The organism is Hydrogenophaga atypica, from assembly GCF_042665215.1.
Lineage (GTDB): Bacteria > Pseudomonadota > Gammaproteobacteria > Burkholderiales > Burkholderiaceae_C > Hydrogenophaga > Hydrogenophaga defluvii_A.
In genome coordinates this window covers 1-17,788 of the sequence record NZ_JBHTCA010000017.1, presented here as the reverse complement: position 1 = coordinate 17,788, position 17,788 = coordinate 1, and the positions used below count along the sequence as shown (strand labels likewise).

Below are 17,788 nucleotides of genomic sequence, written 5' to 3'. Positions count from 1 at the left end.
GCGCTGGTAAGGCCATGTATCCGGCCGCGTCTGCGGGCCCCCGTCAGCAGACTCACGGGCAGCTTCGTAAAATCAGGGGGTGAACGCCCTACTCAACGCCGACCTGCATTGCCATTCCGTCGTCTCCGACGGCACCCTCACGCCCGAGGCCCTGGCCGAGCGCGCCCGCGCCAACGGCGTGGAGCTGTGGGCCCTGACCGACCACGACGAGGTAGGCGGCCAACACCGCGCGGCAGCGGCGGCCAAGGCGGTGGGCATGAAGTACCTGACCGGCACCGAAATTTCCGTCACCTTTGCCGACATCACGGTGCACATCGTGGGCCTGGGCTTTGACCCCGACCACCCAGCGCTGGTGCAAGGCCTCAAGCGCACGCGCGGCGGCCGCGAAGAACGCGCCCGCGAAATGGCCGACGGCCTGGCCAAGGTGGGCATTCAGGGCGCGTTCGAGGGCGCGCTGCAGTACGTGGGCAACCCCGATCTGATCTCGCGCACCCACTTTGCGCGCCACCTGGTGGAAAGTGGCGTGTGCCGCGACACCAACGAGGTGTTCCGCAAATTCCTCACCGAAGGCAAGCCGGGTTTTGTGCCCCACCGCTGGGCACAGCTGGGCGATGCGGTGCGCTGGATCACCGAAGCAGGTGGCTTGGCCGTGATCGCCCACCCGGCCCGCTACGACCACAACCCCACCCGCGAGTACGCGCTGTTCACCGAATTCAAGGCCCACGGTGGGCGCGGCGTGGAGGTGGTGACCGGCAGCCACACGGCCGCCGAATACGTGAAATACGCCGACTTGGCCATCGAATTTGGCCTGGCGGCTTCGCGCGGCAGCGATTTTCACAGCCCGGACGAAAGCCACTGCGACCTGGGCAAACTGCCCTACCTGGAGGGACGCCTCACGCCGGTGTGGGAGCTGCTGGCCGACCGCATCCAATGAGCGCCCCGGCCCCCACGTCGCGCCCTTTGCAGGGCATTGCTCTGCTGCTGACCGCACTGGCCTGTTTTGTCGTGCTCGACAGCAGCGTCAAACACATCAGCGCCGTCATTTCCGTGCTGATCGCGGTGTGGTTCCGCTACATGTTCCAGGCCGTGGTGATGAGCGCGGTGTTGCTGCCCCTGCGCGGGCGGCAACTGCTGCACACCCGGCACCTGCCCCTGCAAATCGTGCGTGGCCTGCTGTTGCTGGTGGTCAGCGTGCTGGGCTACTACGGCGTGAGCCTGATGCCGGTGGGCGAATTCACCGCCATCCTCATGCTCACCCCATTGATGGTGACCCTGCTCGCAGCCGTGTTCCTGAAGGAGCGGGTCAGCCCGCTGCGCTGGCTGCTGGTGGCGGGCGGGTTTGCCGGCGCCCTGCTCATCGTTCAGCCGTGGGAGGGCGCCGACACCAGCCTGGGCTGGGTCGCCCTGCTGCCGCTGGTGATGGTGGTGGCCTACGCCGCTTTCCAGATCCTCACCAGCCGCATGGCCCGCACCGAAGACGCCATGACCATGCACCTCTACACCGGCTGGGTGGGTGCGCTGGCCATGAGCCTGGCCCTGCCCCTGATCTGGCAGGCCATTCCCGACCGCGAAACCCTGGGGCTGCTGTTCCTGCTGGGCCTCATGGGCACCGTGGGCCACTACCTGCTCATCCTGGCGTTTGCCCGCGCGCCCGCCGCCACGCTGACACCGTTTCTGTACGCCCAGATTGCCTTTGCCATGTTGGCCGGCTGGTGGGTGTTTGACCACATTCCCGGCCACGTCGAGTTGGGCGGCATTTCCCTCATCATGGCCTGTGGCGCCACGGCCGCCTGGCTGGCAACGCGCCCGGCACCCAGGCCCTGTGCGGGCTGAACCACCGGCTAAACCAAGATGTCCCAGCTGTTTGAAGTCCATCCTGAGAACCCGCAGCCGCGCCTGCTCAAGCAAGCGGTGCAGCTGCTGGCCAAAGGGGGCATCCTGGCCGTGCCCACCGATTCGAGCTATGCGCTGGTCTGCCACCTCGACGACAAAGCCGCGGCCGACCACCTGCGCCGCATCCGCCAGGTGGACGACAAGCACCACCTCACCGTGTTGTGCCGCGACCTGAGCGAGTTGTCCAACTACGCCAAGGTGGACAACAAACAGTACCGCCTGCTCAAGCTGGGCACGCCCGGACCCTACACCTTCATCCTCGACGCCGGCAAAGACATCCCCCGCCGCCTGAGCCACCCCTCGCGCAAAACCATTGGCCTGCGTGTGCCCGACCACCGCGTACTGCTGGATTTGCTGGAGCAACACGGCACCGCGCTGCTGGCCACCACGCTGATCCCACCCGGCGAGACCGAACCCATGAACGACGCCGAAGCGATCCGCGAGCGCTTTCAGCATGATCTGGCCGCCGTCATCGATGCGGGCGCTTGCGCGTTGGCCCCCACCACCGTGATCGACCTCACACCCATGGGCACAGGCGGTGACCCGGAAGTCATCCGGGTGGGCCAAGGCCCGCTGGACGCCCTGGGCCTGGGACAATAAGCGCATGAACTTTGCCCAGATCGTCCAGACGGTGGCCATCTACGCCATCCCCGTCCTGTTTGCCATCACCCTGCACGAGGCCGCACACGGCTACGCGGCGCGCCACTTCGGTGACAACACCGCCGCCATGATGGGGCGCATCTCGCTCAACCCGGTGCGCCACATCGACCCGGTGGGCACCATCGCCATGCCGCTGCTGCTGTACTTCGCCACGGCAGGTGCTTTCCTCTTTGGTTACGCCAAACCTGTGCCGGTGCGTTTTGGCAACCTGCGCCACCCCAAACGCGACATGGTCTGGGTGGCCCTGGCCGGCCCCGGCGCCAACCTGGCCATGGCCATCGGCTGGACACTGGTGGGCTACCTGATGGTGGCGGCTGGGGTGGAAGAACGCTTTTTTCTGGCCATGTGCCGGGCCGGCGTACTGGTCAACCTGGTGATGTTTGCCTTCAACCTGTTCCCGCTGCCGCCGCTGGACGGCGGGCGCATCCTCGTTGGGCTGCTCCCCATGCGGCAAGCACTCCTCGTGTCCCGCATCGAACCCTGGGGTTTCTTCGTCGTCATGGCGTTGGTCATCAGCGGTGTGGTGGGCAGCCTTTGGCTGCGCCCCTTGATGGCTGTCACCGGCAGCGCCATCGACTTACTGCTCACGCCCGTGCGCGCCCTCCTGTTCTGAACCTGATTTTTTGCTGCTTCCCACATGACCACCACGCGCGTTCTCACCGGCATCACCACCAGCGGCACGCCGCACCTGGGCAACTACGTGGGCGCCGTGCGCCCCACCGTGCGCGCCAGCCGCCTGGCCAACACCGAGAACTTCTACTTCCTGGCCGACTACCACGCGCTCATCAAAACCAGCGGCGACCCCGCGCGCGTGCAACGCTCCACGTTGGAGATTGCCGCCACGTGGCTGGCCTGTGGCCTGGACCCTGAGAAGGTGACCTTCTACCGGCAGTCCGACATCCCCGAAATTCCCGAACTGACCTGGCTGCTCACCTGCGTGTGTGGCAAAGGCCTGCTCAACCGTGCCCACGCCTACAAGGCGTCGGTGGACAAAAACACCGCCGCCGGTGAAGAGCCCGACCACGGCGTGACCGCCGGCCTCTTCATGTACCCGGTGCTGATGGCCGCCGACATCCTGATGTTCAACGCCCACCAGGTGCCCGTGGGCCGCGACCAGATCCAGCACATCGAAATGGCGCGCGACATCGCGTCCAGCTTCAACCACCTCTACGGCGAACACTTCACCCTGCCCGAAGCCGCCATCGAGGAAAACGTGGCCACCCTGCCCGGGCTGGACGGCCGCAAGATGAGCAAGAGCTACGACAACACGATCCCGCTGTTCGTGCCGCGTGAACAGCTCAAGAAGCTCATCATAGGCATCCTCACCGACTCGCGCGCGCCCGGCGAACCCAAGGACACCGAAGGCTCGGCCCTGTTCCAGCTCTACCAAGCGTTTGCCAGCAGTGAAGAAACCCAGGGATTTGCCAAGGCCTACGCCGACGGCATCGCCTGGGGCGAGGCCAAACAACTGCTGTTCGAGCGCCTGGACCGTGAGATCACCCCCATGCGCGAGGTCTATGACGAGTTGATCCGCGACCCCGCCCGCATTGAAAAGACCCTGCTGGCCGGTGCCGAAAAAGCCCGCGCCATCGCCACTCCCTTCACCGCGCGCTTGCGCCACGCGGTGGGCCTGCGACCCTTGCAAGTGACCGACAGCGGCAAAACCACCAAAGCCAACAAAGTGGCCGCACCCAGCTTCAAACAGTACCGCGAACAAGACGGTCGGTTCTACTTCAAGCTGCTGGATGCCCACGGCAAACTGCTGCTGCAGAGCAGCGGATTTGGCTCGCCACGCGATGCAGGCGTCTGCATCAAAGCCTTACAAGAAGCCCCCAGCACCTTGCCGCCCAACGTGTTGGTTGCGCAGGATGCGAGCACAGAAGAAGCGTTGCAGGCACTGCGCTATTTTTTGCAAGCCAACAGCTGATGCCAAAACCCCAAACGTTGATCTGATATAATTTTGGGCTTACCACACACCAGGAGAGGTGGCAGAGTGGTCGAATGTACCTGACTCGAAATCAGGCGTGGTGGCAACATCACCGTGGGTTCGAATCCCACCCTCTCCGCCAGTACGTCAAGGCCCCCGCAGCGCGGGGGCCTTTTCTTTTGGCAAAGCCCCCGTTCATGCGGGCTGCAGGCCGATTCGGGTTTCTCTGTGGGCTCTCTCTGACCGAATCCGCTCTGATTTTTCTGGCCCATTCTCTGTGGGCCCTCGGGGGCGGTGACATTGTGGGTTTTCGCCGATTGAAGGTCCCATGCAAAACGGGGTGCTGAACACCCCGTTTTTGATTGAGTTGCTGCGCGCTCAGGTCATGCCGAGCAAGTGTCTCTGCTCATCCCAGTCCATCGGCAACGGCACCATCCGGCTGAGCTTGGTGGCGGTCAGATCCATCGGGTAATCGCCCTGCTCCAAGGCATGCACGATGTCCGGCGCCAGCAGGGCCAGTTGCAGGATGCGGCCCACGTACTTGACCGAGATCTGGTCGGCCTGAGAGATTTGTGCCAGGGACAGCCCGCGCAGGGTGAGCTTCTCGTACCAGTCCCTCGCCTTGGCCAGCATGGTCAACATCGTGGGGTCAGGTTCCTTGGCGCCCTTGTGCTGCCGAGCATCAATCTGACCAGGCCCGGGGTCCCCGATGATCAGCCTGACTGCCAGACCCGTCCGCTTCCGCTCGGCGGGAACCTCGAGCACGGGCTGCTCCCATGAGCTGCTGTCTCCGCCCTTTTCCGGCTTGACCAATCCGCACCCCACCAAGTCGATCGCAATCCTGATGGTGCTCGGTCCAACCTCGACCGCTTCCACACAGTTGCCGATGTGGTCCCGGGCACTGAGCTTCAGGTTCTGGACCAGCTGTTTCCCTGATGCGATCGCGTCGCTGGCCAGCTTGGCGTTGTTCCAGCCAACGGCGTCCACGATCTGCTTTTTGTCACTGGCCCACCGGGTGACTGCTGCGATCACCAATTCCTCCAGATCATTGGCCGGCAGACGGATCGGGTCACCTGGCTCATCGGCTGCCGTGATGTAGTACCGGTAGCGTTTGTGCCCCTTTCTGGCGTGTGAGGGAATCAATCGCCTGCCCAGTTCGTCTTGCAGCTTTCCGGCCAGCAGACTTGGGTTGGCTGCGTGGGCTTTGGTCTTGGTGCCTTGTTTGTTCTGTTCCAAGCGCTGCTGGACCTGGTTCCAGAGTTCCTCGCCGACGATGGCCGGGTGTTGGCCTGGGTGGGCATCGTCCTTGTGGGGGACTCGTCCCACGTAGATCGGATTGCTCAGGATTCGGTACAGGTGGCCCCTGCTGAAAGGTTTGTTGCCACCACCCCCTGCCCGCTTCGTTGTGCGTTCAGGTGTGAGCCACTGGCGCTTCTGGAGCTCTTCACTGAGCTTGCGCACGCAGTTTTTCTCCAGATACAGCTCGTAGATTTCCCGGACGCGATCGGCATGGATTTCTTCGGGCACCAGGGTGCGGCCATGGGGAACATAGCCTACTGGGGCTACACCGCCCATCCACAGGCCCTTGCGCTTTGAAGCGGCGATCTTGTCGCGGATGCGCTCGCCCGTGACCTCCCGCTCGAACTGGGCGAATGAAAGAAGCACATTCAAGGTCAGCCGGCCCATGGACGTCGTCGTATTGAACTGCTGGGTGACGGAGACGAATGACACACCTTTGGCGTCGAAGAGCTCCACCAGCTTGGCGAAATCGGCCAGGGACCGGGTCAGGCGGTCGACCTTGTAGACCACGATGACCTTGATCTTGCCGGCCTCGATGTCAGCGATCAGGCGTTTCAAGGCGGGGCGCTCGACGTTGCCCCCGGAGAAGCCCCCGTCGTCGTAGGTGGTGGGGTTCAGGCTCCAGCCCAGGCTCTTTTGGCTCAGCACAAACGCCTCGCAGGCTTCACGCTGGGCGTGAAGCGAATTGAAATCCTGCTCCAGACCTTCTTCGGAGGATTTGCGGGTGTAGATGGCGCAGGCCATGGCTGGTACCTGAGCGGCTCCGGCGGTCGAAAAATTGAACGACTTGGTTGCCATCAGCGTTTGATCCCGAAGAACAAGGGGCCAGACCAGGGGGTGCCGGTGATAGCGCGGGCGACAGCGCTCAGGCTCTTGTAGGACTGGCCGGCGTAGTCAAAGCCCGCATCCAGCACCCGTACCTCGTGGGTGGTGCCCTGCCACTCGCGAAGCAGGCGGGTCCCAGGGCGAAGGGCGACCGGGGGACGAGAAGACCCCTGGCTGCCAAACGTTGAAACACTCAAGGGATCAAGACCTGCCTGCTGCATCTGGACATTCCAGGCCAGGACACGGCGCATCAAGGCGGTGTGGATCTGGGGTGGGGGTTCGTGTTCGAACAACAATTCCCAGCGTTTGGCCAGCGAATTGCGGTCGGCGGTGGTGATCTCGGCCAGGGTGTTCATTGAGCGCCCTCCTCCACAATGCGGTAGACGCGCAGGCCCTCCGAAACTTCGGCCTGAACATTGAGACCCAGGCGTTTGCGCAGGGAGCCGCTGAGCATGCCGCGCACCGTGTGGGCTTGCCAGCCGGTCAGCGCCATCATCTGAGCCAACGTTGCGCCCGGGGTAGAACGCAGCAAGGCAATCAGCTGGGATTGCTTACTTGCGGGATGCGTGGTCGGAGCAGCAGAAACAGGCACTGAGCGGGGCAATGATTTGCCAGCTGCAGGCTTCTTTGCAGGGGAATTTTTGGCGGCGGCAGCGGGCTTGGCTGCAGACTTCACCGCAGGCTTGGCTGACGAGGTGGACTTGGGTGTTTTGGTGGTGGGTGGTGTGCGTTTCATTGAATGCTCCCGTGCCACAAGCGGCACGGGTCGCAGTAACGCTCTACATCACCAGCGCTTCAAGTCATTTCGGCAGTGTCCGTGGTGCAAGGTCATGATTACCAGCCTGCGCTTGCTGGAACACCGGAATTGATCGATGCAGTGGCGCAGGCGGTGTGGTGGATGGTGGAGGACCGTTTTGCAGCGGTTGCAGCCACTCGGTGTTAGCGACACACAACGGCCGCTGTCGCGAAGAAAGCGGAAGTCGCGACTCCGCGCCGCCCCAGCCCCGGCGCGGTCATTGCATTCGATCGCACGGTGGAGACCTGTACCAAGATGTGTGGTCTGCACTGTACGAGCTGCAACGCCATCCACAGAATCACGCTCACCGCAAGCAAGACGATCGTGGCCAGCCTGTGCTGATTCTCGCGCCCAGCACGCCGTCGAGCCAGCGGGCACGGAAACAAGCCGAGCAGATAGCCGCAATGCTCCCTACGGCAAACTGCCGGCGTCACTGCATCGCGTGCCGTTCTTGCCTTGGGTGGACGCCCCCACGGACTAGGCGGGGTGGGAAGCGCTGGCAGACGAGAACAATATCGCGGAGCCGGCCTTCAGGGCGCCTAAGGGACTGGGACCCGCTGCGGGTGTGGTCACAAAGGAGACCGACGGCCGAGTCTGGCTCGTTGGCCCGACAAACCAATTTGGTGGCTACGAGCTCACGTTTCCCAAGGGTCGCCCTGACGGCAACAGCCTGCAAACCACGGCGCTGTGCGAGGCCTACGAGGAATCGGGTCTGCGCGCGCGGCTGCTGCAGCACCTGGTGGATGTACGGCGTTCACAGACCTACACGCGCTATTACCTGGCCGAACGCATCGGCGGCTCGCCGGCCGACATGAGCTAGGAAAGCCAGTGTGTGATGCTGGTACCTCTGTCAAAGCTGCCCGTTCCACAGCAGCGTGTGTCTTCCATGATGTGCTCAGTTGACGTTGTTGGTGGCGATAGAGGCTAACGGAGTCCCAGAGGCCTTGGAGTCCTGGCGGATACCTTTGGGCTCCTCACCACGTTCATCCCAGCGCCGACACCCATGCGAGCGGTACAAGTTTTCAGGTTACCCTAACAAATGGCCCAGCCTGGCCCGTTGTGCGCAGGCAAAAGCCCAGCACACACTCACCGAATCTCAATCTCGCAGTTCAGCGCGTACCCAAACCCGCGCAAGGCCAGAATCGATGCGTCGGGCGCGCCGCAGGTGTGCAGCTTTTTACGCAAGGAGCTGATGCGCATTTCCATGTTGGCTTGCGACAAGCCCCTGTGGTGGTGGTCCACCAGTTGCATGGCTTGCCACCGCTCAAGCTTTCGCCCTGCGGCGCGAGAAAAAGCCGCCAACAGCATGCTTTCCCCGTGACTCAGCTGCGATTCACCCAGAGGGCCTATCAGACGATGGCTGTTGCTGTACAGCATCAGACGGCCATCAACCTTGGGCACACCGGCTTTCAAGCGCAGTGCCAGGCCGCGCACGCAAGCCAGCAACTCGGCCTGCTCAACCGGTTTGATGAGGTAATTGTCTGCACCGTGGTTGTAGCCATCGAGTCGGTCATGCAATTGACCGCGGGCCGTCATGAGCACTATGCCCGCCAGTGGCTGGCTGGCGCGAATCCGCTTGATCAATGAAAACCCGTCCTCGCCGGGCAAATTGACATCCACCAGGTACAGATCCGGCAGGTCGCGGGTGGGGGTGTCATCCACCTCTTCCGCGCTGGATACGCCGGTGGTGTGATGACCGTTGGCATTCAAGAAGTCGGTGGTGGCGTCCCGCAGGCTGTCGTTGTCTTCAACAACCAGAATATGCAGCGAAGGCGTTGCGTCCATCGCGACCATCTTATCGGGCTGCCCCATGCCAAGCCAAAACAAGCCAAAAGTGCGGTCAAGCCACGCGATTCAGGGGCAGCGTCACCACAAAACGCACCACCTCGTCGTCCGGCACGTATGAAAGTTGCCCCCCCAGCGCTTGCACCAGGTGTTGGGCCAGGTACAAACCCAGCCCTGTGCCAGATTGCCGCTTCGCCTGAGGCGAGCGGTAGTACTTGTCAAAGACGTGTGTTGGGTCGGGCCAGCCTGCCTTGCCTGGCACGTTGGCCACGGTCACGCGGACGGCCTGGGGCGTTTGCGAGGCCTGCGGCATCTGTCTGTCGTGCTCCAACGCACAGGCGAGCTCAATGGTTGTCTGCGGCTTTGCGTATTTGCCGGCGTTATCCAGCAAGTTGCTCAAAACGATGAAAAGCAGTTGCGGATCGGTCTCCACAGGCAATGCTTTGGGCACGTTCAATTGCACGTTTGCAGGTTGTGCAGAGGCAGACCATGCGCTGCGCACCACATCCACGAGATCAACGGTTTGAAATCGCGCGCTGAGGCGTCCATCACCCAATTGAAGAGCTTGCAGGCAACGGTCAATCACACCGTTCATGTCGCGCATGGCATCTCGAATTTCTTTGACGCCCTTGGCTTGGCCATCCAGCCGCAGATGCATGGTTGCCAAGGGCGTCTTGATCTCGTGCGCCAGCATGGCCAGGAGCTTCTCCTGCTCCTCACGCAACTGGCGCTCATGCGCCACCGCCAGCGTGGTGGTCTTCAAGGCCAGCTGGGTTTGCTGCCTCTGCTGGTCCAGCTTGAAAGCGCGGTATTGCAGCACCAGCATGAGCAGCAAGCTGATCACCAAGGTGTGCACCTGGCTGACATAGATGGTCCACTCAGTGGCAGGCAGCCAGCCCAGCCCGGTGGTGGAAGACAGCGCAAAAATCGTCAGAAAACCCAGGTAGAACGTCACCAACACCTTGCGCGTCAATGCCGGCACTTTGCTGCCCTCTGGCGAATCGGCCCACACCCGGCCCGTGATGGCGCACAACAAGCAGATGGGTGGCGCCAACAAAATCGTGACCATGTTGCTCTGCAACGCCCAACTGACGTTGCCCCAGGCCACCAGCACCAAATTGACCAGCACCAGAAGCAGCAGGGCGTCAAGCAGGCCCATCGCCCACGGGGCAGGTCGAAACTCCCGCAAAAAACGGGCGTGGAACGCCACACCCGCCCCCACCACCAACACAGAAGCGAAGCTGCCCAGCAGGTTCAGGGCTTCAGCACTCCAGGCGATCGGCCAAAAACCCCGCATGAAGCCCAAGGAGGTGAGGCCAAACAGGCAGGCCGTGATATTCATCAACGCAAACCAGCCCATCAACACGTCACGGCGCAACACAAAGCCCAAGCAGGCCCAAAGCAGCAGCACCATGACAGCGCCGATGTAGAGGCTGGTGACGATGTTCCACTGAAGCACCCTGAGTGCAAGTTCTCGCGGCGGCAAGACCGCCACATGGATCTGCCGGGTGCTGGTGGACTGCAACCGCAGCCAGATGTCGCGGGGCGCGTCGCCTCGTGAGATGGGCCACAGAAAGTCCGAACCGGGAAGCGGATCGAGGCGCGGATGGTGGCGGTCACCCACCGTGCCGGCATGCCCGTCCGGCGCCAGCGGGTCAAACAGCTGCACATCGTCCAAATACGCCGGCCGAATGCGCAGCACAAGGTCCTGCAGGTCAGCATCGGTACCACCCATGACTTCGCCAGCCTGCGGGTCTATACGCAAACGCAGCCAAAGCACTCCCGTGCCATAGCCGCGATTCAGAGTCCCTTCAAACGGCTGAGTGGTTTGCTTGCGCGCATCGCTCCAGCTCCACTGGCCAGCAGGGTCTTCTGCCCAGCTGCGCTCGACGATGTGATCTTGCGCCAACGCAGTGGACATGCCCATGAAACAGCCGAGAAACAAGGCCATCCACGCGGCCAAATACCTCAACATCGGTCGTCTCCGCGACACAGGCACGGCCAGCAAGCTTGCATTTGGGTTTCTTTGGTTTCGGCTCAGAGCGATCGGTAGAGTTGTTCAAAATTAACAGTTCATAACATATTAAGACAACCCCCATGGCCACCTCCATTGCCGCCCCATCCTTGCAGAACCTGTTGGTCAACACGTGGACCAACGTTTACAGCGCTGCGCCAGTTGCCGGCTTCACGGGCACCGTGCGGGTCGTGGTGGAGGTCGGTAGCGGCAGCCTCAAGCTCAGCAACAGTAGCACGGGCGTCACTAATGCCGCCGGCTATGGCGACCTGTACGACGGCTCTGCCTCCAGCATTGCGTTTGAAGGCAACCTGACGCAGGTCAACGATGCCTTGCAGTCGCTGCAGGCCTACAACAGCGACGCCAATGCGAGCCCCACACTCAAAATCAGCGCAGTCAAGGGGGGCCCAGCCTACAACCCAGTCAACGGGCACTATTACGAATACATCGACTACACAGCAAAAGGCTTAACGGACAAAACCTGGACAGGCGCCCAAGGTTACGCGGCTAACTCCGGCACGAAATTCAACGGCTTGCAGGGCTACCTCGTCACCATTACTTCGCAGCAGGAAAACGACTTCATCGTTGGCAAAGTCGGCGGCAACGCCTGGATTGGGGCCAACGATGCAGCAGTCGAAGGTACCTGGAGGTGGGTCACTGGGCCGGAGGCAGGCACCCTCATCATGACCGAGCCCGGTGATGGCGCTAACCCCATTGACAGCGAGTCTCCTTTCTACAGCTGGCAAACCGGCGAGCCAAATGATGGTGGCGGCACTGAGGACTACGCTCAGCTCATCAGCAGCGGCACCGGAGGGCTGGTAGCAGGAAGGTGGAATGACCTGGTGAACACCGGTGGCGGTGAGCAATACACCGTCACGGGCTTTGTCATTGAGTACGGTGGCTATTCCGACGACAACCCTACTGAAGTTGCACGCACCACCACCACGACCCTGACTATCCAGGCGACCCCTGTCATCACCAGCAATGGCGGCGGCGATAGCGCCACCGTCAGCTACGCCGAAAACGGCAACAGCGCCATCACCACAGTCACCGCCAGCGATGCCGATACTGGCGACAGCAAAACCTACAGCATCACGGGCGGGGCCGATGCGGCACTGTTCAACATCAACAGCACCGGCGCACTCACCTTCAAGGACAGCCCCAACTACGAGGCCCCGAGCGACAACGGCACCGATAACAGCTACGAAGTCAAAGTCCGCGTCACAGACAGCTCCGGCCTGTCCGACGAGCAGACCCTGACGGTGAACGTCACGGATGTGAACGACAACGCACCCGTATTCACCAGCGGTGGCACCGGCACCGTGACCGAGAACGCCGCCACCAGCACCGTGATCTACGACGCCGCAACCACGGATGCCGACAGCACAGGGGCCAATCAGGCGGTTGCCTACAGTTTGAAATGGGATGGCAGCGCCTCCGATGCTGAGTTGCTGACCATAAACAGCAGCACCGGCGAAGTCACGCTCAAAGCCAGCGCCAACTTCGAGGCAAAGAACAGCTACGCCTTCACCGTGGTCGCTACCAACGCGGGCACCGGCGCCACCTTGGTGACGGAGCAAGCGGTCAGCGTCAGCGTCACCGATGTGAACGAGACCCCGGCCATTGCAGCCGGTGGCTCCACCGCCTTCACCGAGCAAACCCCCACCGCCGTTGCCCCGGCCATCACCCTCAGCGATGACGATGGCAACTGGGTCGGTGGGACGTTGATGGTGCAGATCACAGGCAACCCCAGTGGCGATGACAGCCTGATCCTGCCGACCACCAACCCAGGTGGTAGCGGCATCTGGCTGGATGTGATTGGCGGCAACCTGCTGATGAGCGGGACCACGCAAATTGGCACAGCCAACGGTAGTTCGGCCAACGGTGGCGCACCCTTTCCATGGGTCTTTACTTTCGACAGCAACGCCACCAACGATTTGGTCCAAGACGTGGCGCGGGCTGTGCAGTTGACCAACAGCAGCAACGACCCCACCACCACAGCACGCACCGTCACCTTCACCGCCACCGATGCGGCCAACGCCACTGCTTCGGCCATCCAGACGGTGACGGTCACCCCCGTCAACGACGCACCACAGGTCAGCAACCGCGTCGATCCCGCCGTCATGTACACCGAGGACGGCGCCGCGGTGTGCCTGTTCAGCGATGTGGTGGTGAGCACCGTGGAAAGCGGCCAGTCCATCACCGGAATGACCTTCACGGTCAGCAACGTGAGCGATGCCACCGAGTTTCTGAACGTTGATGGCCAGCCGATTGCACTGACCCAAGGCAACACCGGCACGACGACCGCGACTGGCGTGACCTACAGCGTCAGCGTGAACGCCGGCACCTCGACCCTCAGCCTGAGCAAAGCCGGGGGGGCCACACCAGAAGAGACGGCCGCCCTGATCAATGGCATCACCTACAGCAACAGCAGCCAGAACCCCAGCACCACCCTCCCGCGCGCGGTGACGCTGACGTCTATGACCGACAGCGGCGGCAGTGCCACCGCCACCCTGAGCCTGACCTCCACGGTGACGCTGGTGGCGGTGAACGATGCACCCTCCGACATCGCCCTGTCTGGCACCACCATCGCTCTGGGCGACACGGCGCAGCGCATCGAAGTGGGCACCATCAGCGTGACGGATTTGGATAACGTTGCACACACACTGACACTCGGAGGAAGCGACGCCGCGTTGTTTGAGGTCGAGGATGGCAAGCTCTATCTGAAAGCCGGCACGCCGCTGAACCCCACCGCCAAACCCAACTTCTCCGTCAGTCTGACCGCTGATGACGGCGCAGCCGTCAACAACACCTACACCAAGGATTTCACGATAGGCATCACCGAGAACGTGGCGCCGGTGGTCAGTGTGGCTGCCGTCAACGGGAGTCAGTTGACGCTCGTGTTTCAAGACAGCAGCCGCCTGGAACCAACCAAGGTGCCCGCTATCAGTGCTTTCACGGTATCGGGGGGCTACACGGTCAGCGCGGTCAGCGTTCCCGACGACGCTACCAAAACCGTGATCCTCACACTGGATGCCGCACCCAGCGGCGACATCACTGTCGGTTACACGCAGCCAGACTCAGAAGCCAATCGCTTGCAAGATGCATTGGGTAATCTGGTGGCGAGCTTTGCCAACCAGGCTGTGATCAACGGCAGCGTGGACACCAGCACGGCAACCATCAGCGTGCCCAACGGCGGCACCGTGCCGGCTCCCCTCGGTGATTTCACGCTGATCAACGACAGTGACACCCCTGCCGTGGTCAGCGGCCTGCGGGATGGTCAGACCGTGACCCTGAGCGGGAGCGGACCCGCGCAAATCAGCGACCCCGCGGGCAGCCTGACCGTTGCCAACACGGGCAGCGGCACCGTGACCGTGGATGGTCTGAACACCGGCTCCACCTTGACCACCACGGGCAGCGGCCCCACGAGCGTGACCAACCCGGATGGCAACCTCAGCATCGTCAACAACGGCTCCGGTACGGTAACCGTCAACGGACTCAACCCCGATGCCACCCTGAGCACCGGCGGCACGGGGGCCATTGACTTGGTCGGGCCCGAGGGCAACCTCATCTTGAACAACACGGGCTCTGGAGCTGTGACGGTCTATGGGCTGCAGAACGGCGCAGCACTGAACGTCACCACGGGCACCCAGCCCATCAACGTTGATTTGAGCCACCTCACTTCAGGCCAATCCATCACGATCGATAACGATGGCAGCGGCGTCGTCCATGTGTTCAACGTACCAGAGGGCGTCACGGTGTCTTTCACGGGCGCAGGGCCGGGGAACAGTGCCCCGACCATCAGCGGGATTCCCGCCGCTGCACAGGCAGTGGTGGCTGGCGCTGCCGCCGCGCTGGCCGACTTTGCCGTGGCCGATGCGAACGCCGACAACACTCTGTTGGTCACGCTCACGGCGAACAATGGCGCGATCGGGGGCTTGACCGACAACGACGCACACACACCAGGCATTCAGCTTACCGGTAGCGCGGCAGCCATCAACAGTACGTTGGCCAATGCAACCTTCACGGCATCGAACGCTGGGCCAGCCAGCCTTGCCATCAACGTGACAGATGGCGTGTTTGCACGCCCGACCACTGCCACTTACAGCTTGACTGCTGCACCGGCGCCAGCGCCCGAGCCCGACGACCCACCCGCGCCAGCGCCGGCACCCGCGCCAATCCCACCCCAGAACCAGTGGCCGAATCTGCCCGATGGCGACGGGGACGGGGTTCCCCAATTGGTGGAGGCGCGAGTGCCCTCCCTGGTGACCAGCGGCTCAAGCGCAGCCCCCGGAGATGGCAACGGCGATGGCATTGCCGACACGGCGCAAAGCGACGTGTCCTCCGCCGCCTTCCGAGCGACAGACGCGATCAGCCAGAACCCGCAGGCACCGGTGACTTTCGTCACGCTGGTCAGCAACAGCCTCGCGGGCAAGCCGGTTGGCAGCACCGCAATCACGCAGATGAGCCAGGTGGATGCCCCGGCCGGCCTGCCAGCGGTGATGGAGGCTCCCCTGGGGTTGCTGGCCTTCACTGCAGGGGTGATCAACGTTGGTGACTCCGGCAGCTTCAGCCTGTACGTCGATCCCGGCTTGGGGGTGAACGGCTTCTGGCGACAAGACGCCAACGGCACCTGGGTGAACCTCGCCAGCAAGGCCTACGGTGGTGGCATGGTGGAAGAAGGCGGCCGACTTCGACTGGACTTCGTGATCGAGGACGGCGGCGCCTTTGATGCCGACGGCGCGGCCAATGGCTTTGTCTCCGCGCCTGGGGCGGTGGGGTCGATGCCGCTGTCTCTGGCCGAACACCAGCCCGTCGTTGAAAACGATGGCTTCTGGTTCTAAGAGCCGATTCCAACTGACTTCCAGCCTTCGAGAGTTTGAATATGAACCGCTTTTCCAATGCGCACAGCTTCGCCCGCAAGCCTTTCGTGGCTGCACTGACCGCCATCGCCCTCAGCCTGGGCCTGAGCGCATGCGGCGGCGGTGGTGACAGCAACGACGAAGCTCCGGCTGTCATCAACCCCACCTCCAGCATCCTGCAAGGCCGCTGGGCCAGCACGGGGCTCGATCCGGCCTACACCGCCATTGCGGTGCCTGCCTCCAGCGGCGCCAACACCCCGGCCGTAGACACCCTGTGGGGCCTGGCGCAAGACGGCAGCACCCTCTACAAGCTTCAGGCCAACGGCGCCGATGGCGCTGCTGCCACCGTCACCGGCAAGCGCTTCACGCTGGGTACTGATGCAGTGGCCGCAGTCACCCCGGGCAGCTACAGCGTCTCCAGCACCACCGGCACACAACTGACGCTGCAATCCGCCCTGGGCGCCAGCGCCACCTTCACCCGCAGCGACGTCATGAGTACCCCGTTGCGCGCCGACCAGGCCAACGGCAGCTGGCGTGCCGCGCTGGGCAGCATCGAAGTGAGCTGGACCGTGCAGAGCGCTGGCATCGCCAATAACCTGACCGGCACCAGCACCAGCGGCTGCACCTACAGCGGCGCCAGCACCGTGGTGGCAAGCCAGAGCCTCTACCAAGTGAGCTTTGAGGAGAACTGCGCCGGCACGACGCAGCGCTTCAGCGGCATCGCCACAATCTCGGGCGACGACAGCCGCCTCACGGTGGTGGCCACCAACGCTGACGAGAGCCGCGGCGTGGCCCTGCTGTTCGCGCGCCAGCCCTGAGCGATGAACCGCCTTCAAATCCCCCAGGGCGAATTCACCCGCGCCCTGGGGGCGCTGCGCCGCGTGTATTGGCAGGTCGGTGGCGTGAGCCTGGTCATCAACCTGCTGCTGCTGGCGCCCTCGCTCTACATGCTGCAGACCTACGACCGGGTGCTCACCAGCCGCAACGAGAACACCCTGCTGGTGCTCACCGTGCTGCTGGCCGGCCTGCTGGCGCTGGAGGCGGCGCTGGAGTACCTTCGTTCTTTGGTGATGAGCCGCGCCAGCGCCGGGCTGGACCTGCAGCTCGGCCCCAAGCTGTTTGATGCCGGCTTCGAGCAGCGGCTGAGCCGCCAGGGCAGCCTGGGCCAGACGCTGACCGACCTCGGCCATGTGCGCAGCTTCCTCACCGGCAAAGGCCTCATGGCCTTGTTCGATGCGCCGTGGTTGCCCATCTACCTGGCGGTGACCTTCCTCATCCACCCGGTGCTGGGCTGGTTCGGTCTGGCCTCGGCCCTGCTGCTGCTGGCGCTGGCGGTGTACAACGAACGCGCCACCGGCGCCTTGCAGGTGGAAGCCAGCCGCATGGGCAACGCCGCACACCAGCTGGCCGACACCAGCGCACGCAACGCCGAGGTGGTGGACGCGCTGGGCATGCTGGGCTTCATGCGCCAGCGCTGGCTGCTGCGGCAGCACCAGTACCTGGCCACCCTGGGCGATGTGAACCAGCGCGCCGCGCGCATTGGTGCTGTGGTGCGCTTTGCCCGCACCTTCCTGCAGTCTGCCATCCTGGGGCTGGGCGCCTACGCGGCCATGGTGTCGAGCATGACGCTGGACCAGGCGGTGGCAGCCCACGCCAAGTACCTGGGTGGCGACCCGGCCGAGTCCGAGGTAAAGGCGCGCAACGCGGTGGCCGAGTTTCTGAACGTG

The 17,788-nt window shown here is 63.3% G+C and carries 14 protein-coding genes and 1 tRNA gene; 10 read left to right on the top strand and 5 right to left on the bottom strand.

Annotated elements, in window-relative coordinates:
- The first annotated feature begins 79 nt into the window (after window positions 1-79).
- From ACFQPB_RS17250 to ACFQPB_RS17225, 6 genes are all read left to right on the top strand, one after another.
- Window positions 80-934 (top strand): 3',5'-nucleoside bisphosphate phosphatase, encoded by an 855-nt coding sequence (locus tag ACFQPB_RS17250; RefSeq protein WP_382225929.1) that lies wholly within the window; start codon window positions 80-82, stop codon window positions 932-934.
- Window positions 931-1,833, top strand: a complete 903-nt coding sequence (locus ACFQPB_RS17245; protein ID WP_382225926.1) for a DMT family transporter — start codon at window positions 931-933, stop codon at window positions 1,831-1,833. Before ACFQPB_RS17250 ends, ACFQPB_RS17245 begins: the two co-directional genes overlap by 4 nt.
- 18 nt (window positions 1,834-1,851) lie before the next feature.
- Window positions 1,852-2,493 (top strand): L-threonylcarbamoyladenylate synthase, encoded by a 642-nt coding sequence (locus ACFQPB_RS17240; protein ID WP_382225924.1) that lies wholly within the window; start codon window positions 1,852-1,854, stop codon window positions 2,491-2,493.
- Between the two features lie 4 nt (window positions 2,494-2,497).
- Window positions 2,498-3,166, top strand: coding sequence for a site-2 protease family protein (locus ACFQPB_RS17235; protein WP_382225921.1), 669 nt, complete (start codon window positions 2,498-2,500; stop codon window positions 3,164-3,166).
- A 24-nt stretch (window positions 3,167-3,190) separates the two neighbouring features.
- Window positions 3,191-4,480, top strand: coding sequence for a tryptophan--tRNA ligase (locus ACFQPB_RS17230; RefSeq protein ID WP_382225918.1), 1,290 nt, complete (start codon window positions 3,191-3,193; stop codon window positions 4,478-4,480).
- 52 nt (window positions 4,481-4,532) lie between these two features.
- Window positions 4,533-4,622: transfer RNA gene (locus ACFQPB_RS17225), tRNA-Ser, on the top strand.
- Between the two features lie 236 nt (window positions 4,623-4,858).
- Here ACFQPB_RS17225 and ACFQPB_RS17220 read toward each other — a convergent pair.
- From ACFQPB_RS17220 to ACFQPB_RS17210, 3 genes are read right to left on the bottom strand one after another with little or no spacing between them, the layout of a single operon-like run.
- Complete coding sequence (locus ACFQPB_RS17220) at window positions 4,859-6,577, bottom strand: recombinase family protein (RefSeq protein ID WP_382225915.1); 1,719 nt, start codon at window positions 6,575-6,577, stop codon at window positions 4,859-4,861.
- Window positions 6,577-6,960 carry a DUF2924 domain-containing protein gene (locus ACFQPB_RS17215; protein WP_382225913.1) on the bottom strand — a complete coding sequence of 128 codons (384 nt, stop codon included), beginning with the start codon at window positions 6,958-6,960 and terminating at the stop codon, window positions 6,577-6,579. Before ACFQPB_RS17215 ends, ACFQPB_RS17220 begins: the two co-directional genes overlap by 1 nt.
- Window positions 6,957-7,340 (bottom strand): DUF3489 domain-containing protein, encoded by a 384-nt coding sequence (locus ACFQPB_RS17210; protein ID WP_382225910.1) that lies wholly within the window; start codon window positions 7,338-7,340, stop codon window positions 6,957-6,959. The genes ACFQPB_RS17215 and ACFQPB_RS17210 overlap by 4 nt, the downstream gene beginning before the upstream one ends.
- Window positions 7,341-7,896: 556 nt before the next feature.
- Here ACFQPB_RS17210 and ACFQPB_RS17205 point away from each other — a divergent pair.
- On the top strand, window positions 7,897-8,220 hold the full coding sequence (locus ACFQPB_RS17205; RefSeq protein WP_382226070.1) for an NUDIX hydrolase: 324 nt from the start codon (window positions 7,897-7,899) through the stop codon (window positions 8,218-8,220).
- 266 nt (window positions 8,221-8,486) lie between these two features.
- Here the strand turns inward: ACFQPB_RS17205 and ACFQPB_RS17200 are convergent, their stop codons facing one another.
- The gene (locus ACFQPB_RS17200; protein ID WP_382225907.1) at window positions 8,487-9,194 is read right to left on the bottom strand and encodes a response regulator transcription factor; all 708 of its coding nucleotides are present in this window, start codon (window positions 9,192-9,194) and stop codon (window positions 8,487-8,489) included.
- A 46-nt stretch (window positions 9,195-9,240) separates the two neighbouring features.
- Window positions 9,241-11,160, bottom strand: coding sequence for a sensor histidine kinase (locus tag ACFQPB_RS17195; protein WP_382225904.1), 1,920 nt, complete (start codon window positions 11,158-11,160; stop codon window positions 9,241-9,243).
- 122 nt (window positions 11,161-11,282) lie between these two features.
- Between ACFQPB_RS17195 and ACFQPB_RS17190 the strand changes: the two genes are divergently transcribed.
- From ACFQPB_RS17190 to ACFQPB_RS17180, 3 genes are all read left to right on the top strand, one after another.
- A complete protein-coding gene (locus tag ACFQPB_RS17190) occupies window positions 11,283-16,043 on the top strand; it encodes a cadherin domain-containing protein (RefSeq protein ID WP_382225901.1) in 4,761 nt (1,586 codons plus the stop codon).
- Between the two features lie 41 nt (window positions 16,044-16,084).
- Window positions 16,085-16,879 carry a hypothetical protein gene (locus ACFQPB_RS17185; protein WP_382225898.1) on the top strand — a complete coding sequence of 265 codons (795 nt, stop codon included), beginning with the start codon at window positions 16,085-16,087 and terminating at the stop codon, window positions 16,877-16,879.
- Between the two features lie 3 nt (window positions 16,880-16,882).
- On the top strand, window positions 16,883-17,788 hold a 906-nt coding region (locus tag ACFQPB_RS17180; protein ID WP_382225895.1), incomplete at its 3' end, for an ABC transporter transmembrane domain-containing protein.

Coding starts and splice junctions, on each gene's coding strand:
- ACFQPB_RS17185 (WP_382225898.1), top strand. CDS start 16,085: ATGAACCGCTTTTCCAATGCGCACAGCTTCGCCCGCAAGCCTTTCGTG.
- ACFQPB_RS17195 (WP_382225904.1), bottom strand. CDS start 11,160: ATGTTGAGGTATTTGGCCGCGTGGATGGCCTTGTTTCTCGGCTGTTTC.
- ACFQPB_RS17230 (WP_382225918.1), top strand. CDS start 3,191: ATGACCACCACGCGCGTTCTCACCGGCATCACCACCAGCGGCACGCCG.
- ACFQPB_RS17210 (WP_382225910.1), bottom strand. CDS start 7,340: ATGAAACGCACACCACCCACCACCAAAACACCCAAGTCCACCTCGTCA.
- ACFQPB_RS17235 (WP_382225921.1), top strand. CDS start 2,498: ATGAACTTTGCCCAGATCGTCCAGACGGTGGCCATCTACGCCATCCCC.
- ACFQPB_RS17245 (WP_382225926.1), top strand. CDS start 931: ATGAGCGCCCCGGCCCCCACGTCGCGCCCTTTGCAGGGCATTGCTCTG.
- ACFQPB_RS17215 (WP_382225913.1), bottom strand. CDS start 6,960: ATGAACACCCTGGCCGAGATCACCACCGCCGACCGCAATTCGCTGGCC.
- ACFQPB_RS17240 (WP_382225924.1), top strand. CDS start 1,852: ATGTCCCAGCTGTTTGAAGTCCATCCTGAGAACCCGCAGCCGCGCCTG.
- ACFQPB_RS17220 (WP_382225915.1), bottom strand. CDS start 6,577: ATGGCAACCAAGTCGTTCAATTTTTCGACCGCCGGAGCCGCTCAGGTA.
- ACFQPB_RS17190 (WP_382225901.1), top strand. CDS start 11,283: ATGGCCACCTCCATTGCCGCCCCATCCTTGCAGAACCTGTTGGTCAAC.
- ACFQPB_RS17200 (WP_382225907.1), bottom strand. CDS start 9,194: ATGGTCGCGATGGACGCAACGCCTTCGCTGCATATTCTGGTTGTTGAA.